The sequence below is a fragment of the Nonomuraea sp. NPDC050643 genome (genome assembly GCF_040654715.1).
In the GTDB taxonomy this organism is placed as follows: domain Bacteria; phylum Actinomycetota; class Actinomycetes; order Streptosporangiales; family Streptosporangiaceae; genus Nonomuraea.
Genome location: NZ_JBFAIM010000030.1, coordinates 94,995 through 108,609 on the forward strand (window position 1 = coordinate 94,995; position 13,615 = coordinate 108,609).

The window sequence follows — 13,615 nt, forward strand, 5'->3', positions numbered from 1 at the left end:
GTGGGGCTGGTGCTGCTGCTGGTCGCGGCGCCGCTGCTGCAGGTGCTGCTGGTCAACCGGTCGCCGTGGGGCGGGCCCGACCTGGTGACGCTGGCCGTGGTGTGGCTGGCGCTGGCCAGGGGGCCGGTCTGGGGCTGCGCGGCGGGCCTGGCCGCCGGGCTGGCCGCCGACGTGACGCCGCCCGCCGACGGGACGGTGGGGCGGGCGGCGCTGGTGCTGTCGGTGACCGGGCTGCTGGTGGGATGGTGGCGCGAGCGCGGGCCGCTGCTGGTGGCCGGCGCGGGCGCCGCACTGGGGACGGTGCTGCAGGCCGCAGCGGCGGTGGCCCTCGGCGACGAACCGTGGCCCCAGGCGCTGGCCGGGCTGCCGCTGGTGCTGGCGTGGACGGTGCCCCTCGGTGCCCTCGCCGGCGCCGCCCTGGCCCGCCGGCGACCGGCGGCGGTGATGCGGCGTGTCTAGGGCCAGGCTGGTCGTGTTGCGGGTGGTCGTCACGGCGATGCTGGTCACGCTGGTGGGCCGGCTGTGGTTCCTCCAGGTGGTCAGCGGAGACCGGTATGTGCGGGCGGCGGCCGACGTGCGCGTCAGGACCGTGGCGCTGCCGCCGGCCCGGGGCGCGATCCTCGACGTGGCCGGGCGTCCCCTCGTGACGAACAGGACCAGGCCGGTGGTCACGGTGGACGCCGTGGCGCTGGCCCATCAGCCGGACGGCGGCCGGGCGGTGCTGGCCCGGCTGGGGCAGGTGCTGGGCCGGCCGGAGCGGCAGCTCGCCGAGAAGGTGCGGCCGTGCGGACCGCAGGTGACGCGGCCGTGCTGGCCGGGCTCGCCGTACGAGCCGATCCCCGTCGCCGAGGGCGTCACGGTGCCGGTGGCGCTGCAGATCAGCGAGCGGCAGCAGGACTTCCCCGGCGTGCGTACGGAGCTGCGCCCGGTCCGCGTGCACCCCCTCGGCCGGGCGGCGGCCCACACCCTCGGGTACGTGCAGGGCGCCCAGGGCCGCGACGGCCTCGAAGGCGTCTACGACCGGGAGCTGGCCGGCCGCGCGGGCCGCAGGGACATGGCCGTGGACAACACCGGCCGGGTGACCAGGACCCTCCACGAGAGCCCGCCGGCCCCCGGCGACACGCTCGTGACCAGCATCGACGCCCGCATCCAGGCCATCGCCGAGCGGGCGCTCGGCGATGGCCTGTCGCGCAGCGGCGGCTCGTCGGGCGCGGCCGTGGTGCTGGAGTCGCAGACCGGCCGGGTGGTCGCGCTGGCCGGGCGGCCCGCCTACGACCCGTCCGTGTGGACCGACGGCGTGACGGCCCGCGAGTACGCGGCGCTGCCGCTGCTGTCGCAGGCCGTGCAGGGCCAGTGGGCGCCCGGCTCCACGTGGAAGGTCGCCTCCGCGGCGGCCGCCGCCTCCGCCGGGTACGCGCTCGGCGCCACCTACGACTGCCCCAGCGGCTACACGGTGGGCGATCGGGTGTTCAGGAACTTCGCCGGCGCCGACCTGGGCTCGATGACCATGCACGGCGCGCTGGTGCGGTCGTGCGACACGATCTTCTACCGGCTCGCCGACGAGCTGTGGCGGCGCGGCTCGGACGCCCTGCAGCGGACCGCCCGCGGGTTCGGCTTCGGCCGCCCCACCGGCGTGGACCTGCCGGGTGAGGCGGGCGGCGCGGTGCCCGACGCGGCGTCGAAGAAGGCCGTGTGGCGGGCGACGCGCCAGGAGAGCTGCCGCCGGGCCGTCAAGGGCCATCCGGAGCCGGCGGATCGGGGGCGGGCGGCGTACCTGACGGCGATCGCGCGGGAGAACTGCCGGGGCGGCGGCGTGTGGCGCGGCGGGGACGCGGCGAACCTGTCGATCGGGCAGGGCGGGGTGCTGGTCACGCCGCTGCAACTGGCGCGGGCGTACGCGGCGATCGCCAACGGCGGGACGCTGCACAGCCCGCGCGTCGGCCTGCGGGTCGTGCGCCCGGACGGGACGACGGCCCGCACGATCACGCCGCCGGTGACCGGTCGGCTGCCCGCCTCGGCCGAGACACTGCGCTTCATCCGGCAGGCCCTCGCCCAGGTGCCCCGGTCCGGGACGGCGGAGGGCGCCTTCAGGGGGTTCCCGTTCGGCAGGATCGCCGTGGCGGGGAAGACGGGCACTGCGGAGTCGTTCGGCCATCGGGACACCTCCTGGTTCGCCTCGTTCGCCCCGGATCCCGCCTACACCGTGGTCGTGGTCCTGTCGGAGGGCGGCATGGGCGCCGAGGGCGCGGCCCCGGCGGCCCGCGCCATCTGGGAGGGCGTCCTCGGGCTGAGGGAGCGGCGATGACCTGCGTCCCCGGGGAGCGGCGATGATCGCGATCGGCGGGAGGCGGCGGATCGCCTGGGCGCCCTCGCTGGCCGCGCCCGATCGGGTGCTGACACTGCTGGCGGTGGCCCTGTCGGGGACGGGGCTGCTGCTGGTGTGGTCGGCCACGCGGCTGTCCGGCGGGCACGGGCTGCTGGTGCGGCAGGCGGGGGCCGTCGGGGCCGGGCTGGTGCTGATGTGGCTGGTGTCGCGGGTGGATCTGCGGGTGCTGCGGGCGTACGTGCCGGTGGCGTACGCGCTGACGCTGCTGTCGCTGGCCGGGGTGCTGAGCCCGCTCGGCGTACGGGTGAACGGGGCGCACTCGTGGATCGTGCTGGCGCCCGGGGTGCGGTTCCAGCCGTCGGAGTTCGCCAAGGTGGCGCTCGCGCTGGCGTTCGCGGTGCCGCTGGGCGAGTTGCGCGACGGGCAGCGGCGGCCCGGGTTCGGCGGGGTGCTGTCGGCGCTGGTGCTGGCCGCGGTGCCGATCGGGCTGATCGCGCTGCAGCCGGACGTGGGCACGATGCTGGTGTTCGCGGCCATGGTGGCGGGGGCGCTGCTGGTGTCGGGGGCGCCCAAACGGTGGCTGCTCGTGCTGGCCCTGGGGGCGGCGGGCGCGGCCGGGGCGGCGTGGAAGCTCGGGCTCGTCCGGCCGTACCAGCTCGAACGGCTGCTCGTGCTGGCGAATCCGGGGGCCGACCCGGGCGGCGTGGGGTACAACGCCGCCCAGGCGCGCATCGCGATCGGCTCCGGCGGGCTCTACGGCAAGGGGCTGTTCAACGGCGAGCAGACGGCCGGGCACTTCGTGCCGGAGCAGCACACCGACTTCATCTTCACGGTCGCGGGCGAGGAACTCGGGTTCGCCGGGGCCGCGCTCATCGTGCTGGCGGTGTTCGCGCTGCTGTGGCGCGGGCTGTCGATCGCGCGGCGCAGCGCCTCGCCGTACGGGGCCGTGCTGGCGGGCGCGATCGTGTCGTGGATCGCGTTCCAGACGTTCGTGAACGTGGGCATGACCGTGGGCCTCATGCCGATCGTGGGGGTGCCGCTGCCGTTCGTCTCCTACGGCGGCTCCGCCACGGTGGCCGGGCTGCTGGCCGTCGGGCTCTTACAGGCGGTTCACCGGACCAAGGCCATGCAGCCGTAGCAGGTTCTCGCCCAGGATCTTGCGCTTGGCCTGGTCGGTGAGCTGCGGGTAGCCGTAGCCGTCGCACAGGTCCTGCGGGATCGTGAAGTCCCTGAACGCCCTCAGCGCCCACTGCGGATGGAAGATCGGCGCCTCCGAACCGTAGATGATCTTGTCTTCGCCGCACCAGAAGAGCAGTTTGCCGATGATCTCGGCGAACATCCTGGGCGCCCTGACGATGAAGTTGATCGTGGCCGCCAGGTCGGCGTACAGGTTGGGGTAGCGGATGAGCTGCCAGCAGGTCTCGTCCAGGAACGGCAGGCCGACGTGGAAGATGACGAAGTTGATGTCGGGGAAGTTCGCGGCGGCGCCGTCCATGTCCCACGTCTGGGTGTGCTCGATCGGCTGCGGGCCCAGCGGGACGCCCTTGTGCACGCCGATGAGGTTGACGCCCAGGTCCCGCGCCTTCTCGAAGATGGGGAAGGCCACCCGGGGGTCGTCCATGCGCCACGGGTACGGGGAGCCGTAGTCGTAGCGGACGTTGTAGAGCTTGAACGCGCGCGCGTTGAACTCCCCCACCTGGCGTTCCATCAGGTCGAGTGCCCTGCGGCCCTCCAGGGGGTTGACCGTGCCCCAGAAGACCGTGCGGTCGGGGTCGCGGGCGGCCAGCTCCGCGCACTCCTGCCACGGGGACAGGCCGTCGTGGTAGAGGTCGGTGAGCGGGAGCGGCATGGCGACCAGCATGTCCGTGTCGGACTCCTCGTACACCATGCGGCGGATGTCGTCGATCGTCCACTGCCGCAGGAACTCCTCCGGCGGCAGCTTGGTCTCTCCCTCCGGGGTGAGGGTGGTGTGGAAGGCGTACAAGTGGTTGGAGAACATCTGGCCCGCGGATCCGTAGGCGTTCTTGGCCTCGAAGTTGAACACGTGGGCCACGCTGTCGAACACGAAGAAGTCGTCGATCACCGTAGTTCCCTTCTCCTGATGTAGGCCGCCTTGTCGGGCACCTGAGCGGGAGCGGGCAGGAAGCGCAGGAGGCCGGCCGCCCTCGGGGAGAGCCGTTCCGTCGTCCACACCTCGTCCCACACGACCTCGACCTCCGCCTCGCGGACGCCGGGCTGCTCCTCGATGCGCTCGCGCACCTCGGTGAGCACCCGGGCGGCGAACGGGCACCAGCCCGAGGTCAGCAGCAGCTCGACCCGGGCCCGGCCCTCGCTCAGCTCGACGGACCTGACCAGGCCCATCTCCACGACGGAAATGCCCTTCTCCCTACAGCACGGGTCATAGACCCCGGACAGTGCCTGACTGGCCCACTGCGGTATCTCCGGCATGGCCTCATCATGAAACCGGCATGCCCTCTTGAACAGGGACCCAGCGGAGGTTCGATTTCACATGCCGACAGACAGTCCCGACAAACCGGACCCTCGGCCGGCGAAGAGCTGCAAGCTCGCTCCTTCACGTAAGGTGAGAGAAGCCGGTACAGCGAAGATGCTGGGTGGATGACCGGCGAACAACCCAGCGATCTGATCCGCAGCGTCTCTCGCGCGCTCCGCGTGCTGGAAGAGGTCGCGCGGGCCGACCGGCCGCTGTCGGTCAAGGTCATCGCCCGCCGATGCGGCCTCAACCTGTCCACCTCCTACCACCTGGTCCGTACGTTGTGTTACGAGGGTTACCTGCACCGGCGGCCCGACGGCGACTATGTGCTCGGCTCGCAGGTGGCCGAGCGCTACCACGAGATGCTGGAGGCGTTCGAACGGCCGCCGCGCGCCTCGGCGGTGCTGCGGCACCTGGCCGACGCCTCCGGGCATACCGCGTACCTGGCGCAGCTCGCCGACGGGCGGCTGGTCGTGGTGGACGTGGCCGAGGGGCCGCGCTCACCGTGGCTGGAGGACCTCCAGGCGGGGCTGGAGACGGCGCCGCACGCCACCGCGCTCGGCAAGGCGCTGCTGCTCTCGCTCCCGTCCCGCGCCCGGCGCGGCCTCCTGACCGGCTACGGCCTGCGCCGCTTCACCTCCTGCACCCCCGCCAGCGTGGAGGACCTGGAGCAGGAGCTGGCCAGGCTGCGGCCGGGGCAGGTCGTGGAGGAGCACGGGCAGTTCAGGGACGAGGTGGCCTGCGCGGGCGCGGTCGTGCCCGGCACCCAGTGGGCCATCGGCATCTCGACCCGCGGCCTGGCCATCCCCCAGGCCGCCTCGGCCCGCCTGGTGGCCGCGGTCAGGGACCTGGCGCGGGCATAATCCGTTGCCCACCGGGGCGCTCCTTCGCCAAGGTGGGCGGCATGAACGTGCCGTACCGCCAGATCCGAGCCGCCCACACCGAGGAGTCCATCACCGTCTACCAGGCGTACGACGCCGCCATCGCCACCCCGGCCGTGGCCGCGCAGCGCTTCGTGCCGCCCTTCAAGCGGGAGCGGATGACGTGGATCAAGCCGTCGTTCCTGTGGATGATGTACCGGTGCGGCTACGCGACCAAGCCCGGTCAGGAGCGGGTGCTGGCGATCGAGCTGACCCGGGAGGGGTTCGCCTGGGCCCTGGCCCAGGCGTGCCTGAGCCACGACGACCGCGATCCTGGCTGGGCGGAGCGGGTGCGCCGCAGCCCCGTGCGCGTCCAGTGGGATCCTGAACGGGGGACACGGCATCAGGCGCTGCCGTACCGGTCGATCCAGATCGGGCTCTCCGGGGAGGCGGTGCGGCGTTACGTGGACGAGTGGACGATGGGGATCAGCGACATCACGGACCTGGTGCGCGAGGTGCGCGCGGGGGTGACGAGCGGCGCGGACGTGAGCGCCCTGCTCCCCGCCGAACACCCGTACCCACTGCCGGACGACCTCGCGAAGACGATCGGAGCCGACCGGCCATGAAGGTGATCCTGTTCGGGGGGACCGGGATGGTCGGGCGGGGGGTGCTCAGGGAGTGCCTGCTCGACGAGCGGGTCACGGCCGTGCTCGCGGTCGGGCGGAACGCGACCGGGGTCGCGCATGACAAGCTGCGCGAGATCCGGCACGCCGACCTGCTCGACCTGGCGGCGATCGAGGGCGAGCTGGGCGGCCACGACGCGTGCTTCTTCTGCCTGGGGGTCTCGTCGGCCGGGATGGGCGAGCGGGCCTACCGGCGCGTCACCTACGACTTCACGCTGTCGGTGGCCGAGACGCTGGCGCGGCTGAGCCCGGGGTCGGCCTTCGTGTACGTGTCCGGCGTCGGCACCGACGCCCAGGGGCGGGCCATGTGGGCCAGGGTGAAGGGCGAGACCGAGAACGCGCTGCTGGCCCTGCCTCTGGAGGCGTACATGTTCCGCCCCGGCTACATCCAGCCGATGCACGGCGTCACCTCGCGGACGCGGTTCTACCGGCTGGCCTATGTCGTGGCGCGGCCGCTCTATCCGCTGCTGCGGCGGTGGTTCGGCCCGGGGATGACCACGACCGAGCGGATCGGGCAGGCGATGATCACGGTGGCCGAGCGGGGTGCGCCCAAGCGGATCCTCGGGCCCGCGGACATCAACGCCCTCTGACCCGCGCGGCACCGTCACGCCGGCCCGAGGGTCCCGCAGCTCTCCGGAATGCCGGATTATGGAATATCCCGGGAGGCCGTGACGCTACCCTAGCCGTCAAAGATTCAACAGTCATGGATGGTGACTAAAGTGCAGTTCGGAATCTTCAGTGTGGGCGACGTGACCACCGACCCCACCACCGGCAGGACGCCGACGGAGCACGAGCGGATCAAGGCGATGGTGACGATCGCGCTCAAGGCGGAGGAGGTGGGCCTCGACGTGTTCGCGACGGGCGAGCACCACAACCCGCCCTTCGTCCCGTCCTCGCCGACGACCATGCTCGGCTACATCGCGGCCAAGACCGAGCGGCTCCAGCTGTCCACGGCCACCACGCTGATCACGACCAACGACCCGGTCAAGATCGCCGAGGACTTCGCCATGCTGCAGCACCTGGCGGACGGCCGGGTGGATCTCATGCTGGGCCGGGGCAACACCGGGCCCGTCTACCCGTGGTTCGGGCAGGACATCAGGCAGGGCATCCCGCTCGCCGTCGAGAACTACGCGCTGCTGCACCGGCTCTGGCGCGAGGACGTGGTGGACTGGGAGGGACACTTCCGTACGCCGCTGCAGGGGTTCACGAGCACGCCGCGCCCGCTCGACGGAGTGCCGCCGTTCGTCTGGCACGGCTCGATCCGCACCCCCGAGATCGCCGAGCAGGCCGCCTACTACGGCGACGGCTTCTTCGCCAACAACATCTTCTGGCCGAAGGAGCACTTCATGCGCCTGATCAACCTCTACCGGCAGCGGTACGCCCACTACGGCCACGGCACGCCCGAGCAGGCCATCGTGGGCCTCGGCGGCCAGGTGTTCATGCGCAGGAACTCCCAGGACGCGGTACGCGAGTTCCGCCCGTACTTCGACGTCGCCCCCGTGTACGGCCACGGCCCCTCCCTGGAGGAGTTCATGGCCGAGACCCCGCTCACCGTGGGCAGCCCGCAGCAGGTCATCGACCGGACCCTCGAGTTCAGGGAGTTCTTCGGCGACTACCAGCGCCAGCTCTTCCTCATGGACCACGCGGGCCTGCCGCTGAAGACCGTGCTGGAGCAGCTCGACCTTCTCGGCGAGGAGGTCGTCCCGGTGCTGCGGGAGGAGTTCGCCAAGGATCGGCCGGCCGAGGTGCCCGGCGCGCCCACGCACGCGGCACGACTCGCCGAGAAGAACGCACCCGCCGACGCACCCGAGCCCGTAGAAGCCTGAACCCCCGGAGAAGGAGAACCATGAAGCTCGTCGTCGTCACGGCGGGGCTGACGCAGCCCTCCTCGACCCGCCTGCTCGCCGACCGCCTGGCCGCCGCGGTCGCGCAGCGGGTGGACGTGGAGGTGCGCGTGATCGAGCTGCGCGACCTGGCCGTGGACATCGCGAACAACTTCGTGACCGGATTCGCGGGCGGCAGGCTGCGCGAGGCCATCGGGGCCGTGTCGGAGTCCGACGGGCTCATCGTGGTCACGCCGATCTTCAGCGGCTCGTACAGCGGGCTGTTCAAGTCGTTCTTCGACGTGCTCGACAACACGGCGCTGGCGGGCAAGCCGGTGCTGATCGCGGCCACCGGCGGCACCGCCCGCCACTCGCTGGCGCTGGAGCACGCGCTGCGGCCGCTGTTCGCCTACCTGCGGGCCGTGGTCGTCCCGACCGCCGTCTACGCGGCCTCGGAGGACTGGGGCGGCGGGCGCGACGCGTTCACGGACGGGCTCGGCGAGCGCGTCGCGCGGGCCGCCGAGGAGCTCGCCGGCATGCTGACGCAGCGTGGTCCCCGGCGCGAGGAGCCGCTGGACGAGGTCGTACCCTTCGAGCAGCAACTGGCGGCTTTGCGGCCACTCGACTAGTTTTCCCGGCGCGTGGCCCGCGCCGGGAGTATGGTCCGTTAGGAACCTTTCCTAACGAATTGGAGCCCAGGTGCTGACCGCCGCCCTCCTCACCCTCTCCCTCACCGTCTCCGGCGCAGGTGCCGGACTCGCCGACCCGCACAAGAAGGACATCGCCATGCGGCTGGTGTCCAGCGCGGAGAACTCCTCGCTCGACTGGAAGGCCCAGTACGGCTACATCGAGGACATCGAGGACGAGCGCGGCTACACGGCCGGCATCATCGGCTTCTGCTCAGGCACCGGCGACATGCTGGAGCTGGTCGAGCTCTACGCCAAGCGCAAACCGGGCAACGTGCTGGCCAAATACCTGCCCGCGCTGCGCAAGGTCAACGGCACCGACTCCCACCAGGGCCTCGGGGCGCCCTTCGTCGCGGCCTGGAAGACGGCCGCCAAGGACCCCGCCTTCCAGCAGGCCCAGAACGACGAGCGCGACCGCTCCTACTTCGACCCGGCCGTGGCGCAGGCCAAGAAGGACGGGCTGCGGACGCTCGGCCAGTTCGTGTACTACGACGCCATCGTCATGCACGGCCCCGGCACCAGCAAGCTGAGCTTCGGCGGCATCAGGAAGAGCGCCCTGGCCAAGGCCAAGCCGCCCGCGCAGGGCGGGAACGAGGTGACGTACCTGAACGCGTTCCTGGACGCGCGCAAGGCGGCGATGAAGGCCGAGGAGGCGCACGAGGACACGACCCGGGTGGACACCATGCAGCGGGTGTTCCTCAAGAACGGCAACCTCGACCTCAACCCGCCGCTGACCTGGAAGGTCTACGGCGACAGCTACACGATCAAGAAGTGACGGGACGCGGCGCGGGCCGCGTCCCGTCGAGGGGGTCGGCGCTCGACGGTCGGGGTCAGCGCTTGACGGCGACCACGTCGTACGTCGTGTCGGGGGTCGGCGGGGTCGTGAAGCGGGCGTTGGGCAGGTAGAGGCGGTGACCGCGGGCGGCGACCGTGGTCGGGACGTCGAACCTGGGGTCGGTGATCCGCCGCGTGACCGTGCCCGACGCGCCGTCACGGGCCAGGGCGAGCACGGCGATGGTGTTCAGGCGGTTCTGGACGGCGTACAGCGTGCGGCCCGACAGCAGCAGGCCGTCGCCGTTGGTCAGCAGCTCACCGCCCAGGCCGACCTCGGTGGTGACACCGGAGGACGGGTTCACCTCGAACAGTTTGCCGGTGTTCGACTGGACGATCAGCAGCGACCTGCCGTCGGGGCTGGGGGCGATGCCGTTGGCGTTGTTGCCGGTCGTGTACTGGATGGCGCCGCTGAGCGGGATGCTGACGGCCGCGTCGGGCAGCGCGCCGCCCCGGCCGAGCTCCAGCTTGTACAGCACGGGGTTGGCGGAGTCGGTGAAGTACGCGGCCCGGCCGACGAGGATCACGTCGTTGACGAACGACGTGCCGGTGGCGAGCTGGTACGACTTGAGCACCGCCCCGGTACGCAGGTCGATCACCCGCGCGTTGCCGGCGTTGCCCCCGGCCACGAACAGCCGCCCGCGCCCGTCGGTCTTGAGCCCGAGCGACTGCGTGCCCGGCCCCTTGCTGATCACGGCCCCCTTACCGGTGCGAAGGTCGGCCCGGTAGATGTCACCGGTCGCGCGCGAGCCGAAGTAGGCGTACGGCCCCCCGATGGCGATGCCCTCCGGCTGGAACCCGTTGGGCAGCGGGAAGGTGTCGGGCTTCGTGATGGCCTGCGCCGGTGCGCCGGCGAGCAGGACCACGACGATGGCACTGAGTGCGGTCTTCAGGATCGCGGATCTCATGCGGCCCACGATGCCCCGATCATCGGCCGGGGCAAAGACCCATCATCGCCTTCACAGAAACTCTTCAGCATGTGTCAGGGCGGCGCTCCCGGCGCCACGAACGTACCGGCCGGGACGTCACCGGGCCCGCCGGCACCCGACCGGAGTCGGAGACCACACCACGCCGGAGGCGGCGGGCGAGTAGCTTGGGACGGAGACCAACAAACGGGGTTAATCATGTCAAACGGTGCCCGTCATGCTCTCGGAGTGGTCGCGGGGCTGCTCCTTCCTCCTCTGGTCGCCGCCGGCCTCTGGTTCGGCGTCGGCGATCTGCGGCTCCAGGCCGTGCAGGCGTTCCAGATCTCCTGGCTCGCGCTGGGGGCGCTGGCCGCGGCGGGGATCGTCCTCGCCTTCCTGGCCGGCTCCCGCCTGTCACCCGTGGCATCGCTGCTGGGCGGCCTGTCGTTCACCGCTCTGGGGGTCGTGCCCCTGATCGAGCTGACCGGTGTGCGGGTGCTGGCGGAGAACTGGCTGCCCGCCGCCCTCTCGACGGGCTTCATGACGCTGGCGTACTCGGGGCTGCAGCTCTTCCTGGGGGTGCTGCTGCTGGTCGTCTCGGCGTTCCCGTCCCGGTGGCGGTCGCGCAGGGAGCCCGTCCTGTACGAGGGGCCGTACGAGAGGAATGTGGCGGCGCCGTACCTGCCGCACAACGGACCCGAGGACGCCACCAGGCCGATGTACCGCGATTGAGCCCCGGGTCGCCTGGCAGAATGCCGCCATGCGCGACTTGAAGATCGGCGACTTCCTGACCGAGCTGGCCGACCGGGTGCCCGCCCCCGGCGGCGGCGCGACGGCGGCCCTGCACGCGGCGCAGGCCGCCGCGCTGCTCGGCATGGTGGCCCGCTACAGCACCGGGGAGAAGTACACCGACCACGCCGAGACCATCGTGGCCGTCATCGCGGAGACCGACACCCTGCGGGTGCGGGCGCTGAAGCTGGCCGAGCAGGACGCGGCGGCGTTCACGGCGGTCACCGACGCCTACCGCCTGCCCAAGGGCGAGGAGCGCAGCGCCGCCATCGCCAGGGCGCTGGCCGGCGCGGCCGAGCCGCCCGCCCGGGTGGCCGAGGCCGCCACCCGCGTGGTCGAGCTCTGCGAGCTGCTGCTGCCGATCGGCAACCGCAACGTCGTCACCGACGTGGCCGCCGCCGCGGAGGCCGCCCGCGCCGCGCTCACCACCGCCAGGGTGAACGTGGAGGTCAACCTGGGCGGCATCAAGGACGAACGAGTACGCGAAGAGCTGAACATCCGGATCTCCGGCGTGGACGCGGCCGTGGCCAGGGCAGACTGGGTGACCGCCGAAGTACGCGAGGAGATCAAGCCGTGAAGACGCTGACCGGCAAAGACCTGGCCGCCGCCATCAGGGCCCAGACACAGGCCGAGGCGGCGGCGGGCCCGCAGCCGAGACTGGCCGTGGTGGCGGCCACGGACGACGAGGCGAGCCTGTGGTACGTCCGCTCGATCGCCAAGGCGGCGGCCGGCGTGGGCATCGCCTGCGACGTGCTCGACCTGGGCCCGGCCGCCACCCCCGACCGCATCGGCGAGACGCTGGCCAGGCTCAGCGCCGACCCGGGCGTCCACGGCGTCATGCTGCAGACCCCGCTGCCCGCCGGCGCCTCGGCGCAGGAGCTGGCCGCGGCCATCGATCCGCGCAAGGACGTCGACGGGGCCAACCCGCTGTCGCTGGGGCGGCTGGCCGCCGGGCTGCCCGCGTTCCCGCCCGCCACGGCGGCGGCCGTGATGGCGCTGCTCGACCACTACGAGGTGGAGCTGTCCGGGCGGCGGGCCGTGGTGGTGGGCCGCTCGACCGTGGTGGGCAAGCCGCTCGCCCTCCTGCTGCTCGACCGGCACGCCACCGTCACCGTCTGCCACTCGCGCACCCGCGACCTGGCCTCGGTGACCGCCACGGCGGAGGTGCTGGTGGCCGCCGTGGGGCGGGCGGGGCTGATCGGCGCCGGGCACGTGGCGCCGGGCGCGGTGGTGATCGACGTCGGCACCAACCCGACGGACGACGGCGGGCTGACCGGTGACGTGGACTTCGAGGCGGTCTCCCGGGTGGCCGGGGCGCTCACCCCGGTGCCCGGCGGCGTCGGCCCGGTCACGACCGCCCTGCTGCTGCGCCACACGGCCAGGGCCGCGAACCTGCCGTGACCCCGCTTCCTGGAAGGGCCCTGGGGAGGGTCCTGGCGCCGCGCCGCCCGTGTGGCGGACGTGGCGCGCGCATTCTCGACTTCGTGGCGGAGGCCAACGATGGGTGACATCCTGATCGTCCAGAACAGCAGGAGCGGCGGCCCCAGCCGGGTGGGCGACTGGCTCGCGGAGGCCGGCCACGAGCTGGACCTCGTCCCGGCCCACGAGGGCGCCCCGCTGCCCGCCCGCCTGGAGCACGACGCCATGATCATGCTGGGCGGCGGCTATCTGCCGGGCGACGACGACCGGGCGCCGTGGCTACGCGACGCCAGGCGGCTGATGGGGCGGGCGCTGGCGCAGGAGGTGCCGCTGTTCGGCATCTGCCTGGGCGGCCAGATGCTCGCCGAGGTCGCCGGTGGCGAGGTGACCGGCGACGTGGGCGCGCCGGAGAACGGCAGCCTGCCGGTCACGATCAGGGCGGAGGCCGCCGCCGACCCGCTCTTCCACGACCTGCCGCCGGTGGTGCCCGCCGTCGAGCACCACAAGGACGCGATCACCCGGCTGCCGGCCGGGGCCGTGCACCTGGCCGAGACGGAGCGCTGCCCGTACCAGGCGTTCCGGGTGGGCGAGCGGGCCTGGGGCGTGCAGTTCCACCCGGAGGTGCTGCCGGCGCGCATCCGGGAGTGGCGCGCCGACGGCTTCGACCCCGACGAGGTGTACGCGCGGGCGGTGGCGGACGAGCCGGTGTCCACGCCGATCTGGCGCCTGGTGACCGACCGGTTCGCCGCCCTGGTCACCCGCCACGCGGCCCGCCGCGACGCGGAGGTCTCCGCCTGACCGC

16 protein-coding genes are annotated in these 13,615 nt (G+C 72.6%); 13 read left to right on the forward strand and 3 right to left on the reverse strand.

All coding sequences use genetic code 11. From position 1 onward, the window contains the following. Genes AB0I15_RS34435 through rodA form a run of 3 tightly spaced genes read left to right on the forward strand, consistent with a single transcriptional unit; the run spans position 1 to position 3,464 of the window. Complete coding sequence (locus AB0I15_RS34435) at positions 1 to 459, forward strand: rod shape-determining protein MreD (protein WP_358104741.1); 459 nt, start codon at positions 1 to 3, stop codon at positions 457 to 459. After that, positions 452 to 2,305: a penicillin-binding protein 2 gene (mrdA, locus tag AB0I15_RS34440; RefSeq protein WP_358104744.1), complete on the forward strand. Its 1,854-nt coding sequence runs from the start codon at positions 452 to 454 to the stop codon at positions 2,303 to 2,305. The genes AB0I15_RS34435 and mrdA overlap by 8 nt, the downstream gene beginning before the upstream one ends. A 22-nt stretch (positions 2,306 to 2,327) precedes the next feature. Further along, positions 2,328 to 3,464, forward strand: coding sequence for a rod shape-determining protein RodA (gene rodA / locus AB0I15_RS34445; RefSeq protein ID WP_358104747.1), 1,137 nt, complete (start codon positions 2,328 to 2,330; stop codon positions 3,462 to 3,464). Here the strand turns inward: rodA and AB0I15_RS34450 are convergent. Further along, entirely contained in the window at positions 3,426 to 4,409 is a 984-nt protein-coding gene (locus AB0I15_RS34450) for an amidohydrolase family protein (RefSeq protein WP_358104750.1), read from the reverse strand. The genes rodA and AB0I15_RS34450 overlap by 39 nt on opposite strands. Further along, entirely contained in the window at positions 4,406 to 4,774 is a 369-nt protein-coding gene (locus tag AB0I15_RS34455) for a metal-sulfur cluster assembly factor (RefSeq protein ID WP_358104753.1), read from the reverse strand. Before AB0I15_RS34455 ends, AB0I15_RS34450 begins: the two co-directional genes overlap by 4 nt. A gap of 168 nt (positions 4,775 to 4,942) precedes the next feature. Here AB0I15_RS34455 and AB0I15_RS34460 point away from each other — a divergent pair, with 168 nt between their 5' ends. The 6 genes from AB0I15_RS34460 (at position 4,943) to AB0I15_RS34485 (ending at position 9,644) form a co-directional block, all read left to right on the forward strand. Next, positions 4,943 to 5,680: a helix-turn-helix domain-containing protein gene (locus AB0I15_RS34460; protein WP_358104756.1), complete on the forward strand. Its 738-nt coding sequence runs from the start codon at positions 4,943 to 4,945 to the stop codon at positions 5,678 to 5,680. A gap of 41 nt (positions 5,681 to 5,721) precedes the next feature. Next, positions 5,722 to 6,303, forward strand: a complete 582-nt coding sequence (locus AB0I15_RS34465) for a DUF4291 domain-containing protein (protein WP_358104759.1) — start codon at positions 5,722 to 5,724, stop codon at positions 6,301 to 6,303. Continuing rightward, a complete protein-coding gene (locus AB0I15_RS34470; RefSeq protein ID WP_358104762.1) occupies positions 6,300 to 6,950 on the forward strand; it encodes an NAD(P)H-binding protein in 651 nt (216 codons plus the stop codon). Before AB0I15_RS34465 ends, AB0I15_RS34470 begins: the two co-directional genes overlap by 4 nt. A 129-nt stretch (positions 6,951 to 7,079) precedes the next feature. Continuing rightward, positions 7,080 to 8,186 carry an LLM class flavin-dependent oxidoreductase gene (locus AB0I15_RS34475; RefSeq protein ID WP_358104765.1) on the forward strand — a complete coding sequence of 369 codons (1,107 nt, stop codon included), beginning with the start codon at positions 7,080 to 7,082 and terminating at the stop codon, positions 8,184 to 8,186. Between the two features lie 20 nt (positions 8,187 to 8,206). Beyond that, positions 8,207 to 8,812: an FMN reductase gene (locus AB0I15_RS34480; protein WP_358104767.1), complete on the forward strand. Its 606-nt coding sequence runs from the start codon at positions 8,207 to 8,209 to the stop codon at positions 8,810 to 8,812. Between the two features lie 70 nt (positions 8,813 to 8,882). Then, positions 8,883 to 9,644, forward strand: a complete 762-nt coding sequence (locus AB0I15_RS34485) for a chitosanase (RefSeq protein ID WP_358104770.1) — start codon at positions 8,883 to 8,885, stop codon at positions 9,642 to 9,644. A gap of 55 nt (positions 9,645 to 9,699) precedes the next feature. Here the strand turns inward: AB0I15_RS34485 and AB0I15_RS34490 are convergent, their stop codons facing one another. After that, positions 9,700 to 10,608: a superoxide dismutase gene (locus AB0I15_RS34490; RefSeq protein ID WP_358104772.1), complete on the reverse strand. Its 909-nt coding sequence runs from the start codon at positions 10,606 to 10,608 to the stop codon at positions 9,700 to 9,702. Positions 10,609 to 10,824: 216 nt separating this feature from the next. Here AB0I15_RS34490 and AB0I15_RS34495 point away from each other — a divergent pair, with 216 nt between their 5' ends. From AB0I15_RS34495 to AB0I15_RS34510, 4 genes are all read left to right on the forward strand, one after another. Beyond that, entirely contained in the window at positions 10,825 to 11,337 is a 513-nt protein-coding gene (locus AB0I15_RS34495) for a hypothetical protein (protein WP_358104774.1), read from the forward strand. A gap of 28 nt (positions 11,338 to 11,365) precedes the next feature. After that, positions 11,366 to 11,971 (forward strand): cyclodeaminase/cyclohydrolase family protein, encoded by a 606-nt coding sequence (locus AB0I15_RS34500; RefSeq protein WP_358104777.1) that lies wholly within the window; start codon positions 11,366 to 11,368, stop codon positions 11,969 to 11,971. Further along, a complete protein-coding gene (locus AB0I15_RS34505; RefSeq protein WP_358104780.1) occupies positions 11,968 to 12,795 on the forward strand; it encodes a bifunctional 5,10-methylenetetrahydrofolate dehydrogenase/5,10-methenyltetrahydrofolate cyclohydrolase in 828 nt (275 codons plus the stop codon). The genes AB0I15_RS34500 and AB0I15_RS34505 overlap by 4 nt, the downstream gene beginning before the upstream one ends. A gap of 99 nt (positions 12,796 to 12,894) precedes the next feature. Continuing rightward, complete coding sequence (locus tag AB0I15_RS34510; RefSeq protein WP_358104783.1) at positions 12,895 to 13,611, forward strand: type 1 glutamine amidotransferase; 717 nt, start codon at positions 12,895 to 12,897, stop codon at positions 13,609 to 13,611. Positions 13,612 to 13,615: the final 4 nt, after the last annotated feature.

Excerpts from the sequence above, each read along its gene's own strand:
- AB0I15_RS34470 (WP_358104762.1), top strand. The coding sequence starts at position 6,300 with ATGAAGGTGATCCTGTTCGGGGGGACCGGGATGGTCGGGCGGGGGGTG.
- AB0I15_RS34500 (WP_358104777.1), top strand. The coding sequence starts at position 11,366 with ATGCGCGACTTGAAGATCGGCGACTTCCTGACCGAGCTGGCCGACCGG.
- AB0I15_RS34490 (WP_358104772.1), bottom strand. The coding sequence starts at position 10,608 with ATGAGATCCGCGATCCTGAAGACCGCACTCAGTGCCATCGTCGTGGTC.
- rodA (WP_358104747.1), top strand. The coding sequence starts at position 2,328 with ATGATCGCGATCGGCGGGAGGCGGCGGATCGCCTGGGCGCCCTCGCTG.
- AB0I15_RS34460 (WP_358104756.1), top strand. The coding sequence starts at position 4,943 with ATGACCGGCGAACAACCCAGCGATCTGATCCGCAGCGTCTCTCGCGCG.
- AB0I15_RS34480 (WP_358104767.1), top strand. The coding sequence starts at position 8,207 with ATGAAGCTCGTCGTCGTCACGGCGGGGCTGACGCAGCCCTCCTCGACC.
- AB0I15_RS34465 (WP_358104759.1), top strand. The coding sequence starts at position 5,722 with ATGAACGTGCCGTACCGCCAGATCCGAGCCGCCCACACCGAGGAGTCC.
- AB0I15_RS34495 (WP_358104774.1), top strand. The coding sequence starts at position 10,825 with ATGTCAAACGGTGCCCGTCATGCTCTCGGAGTGGTCGCGGGGCTGCTC.
- AB0I15_RS34510 (WP_358104783.1), top strand. The coding sequence starts at position 12,895 with ATGGGTGACATCCTGATCGTCCAGAACAGCAGGAGCGGCGGCCCCAGC.
- AB0I15_RS34455 (WP_358104753.1), bottom strand. The coding sequence starts at position 4,774 with ATGCCGGAGATACCGCAGTGGGCCAGTCAGGCACTGTCCGGGGTCTAT.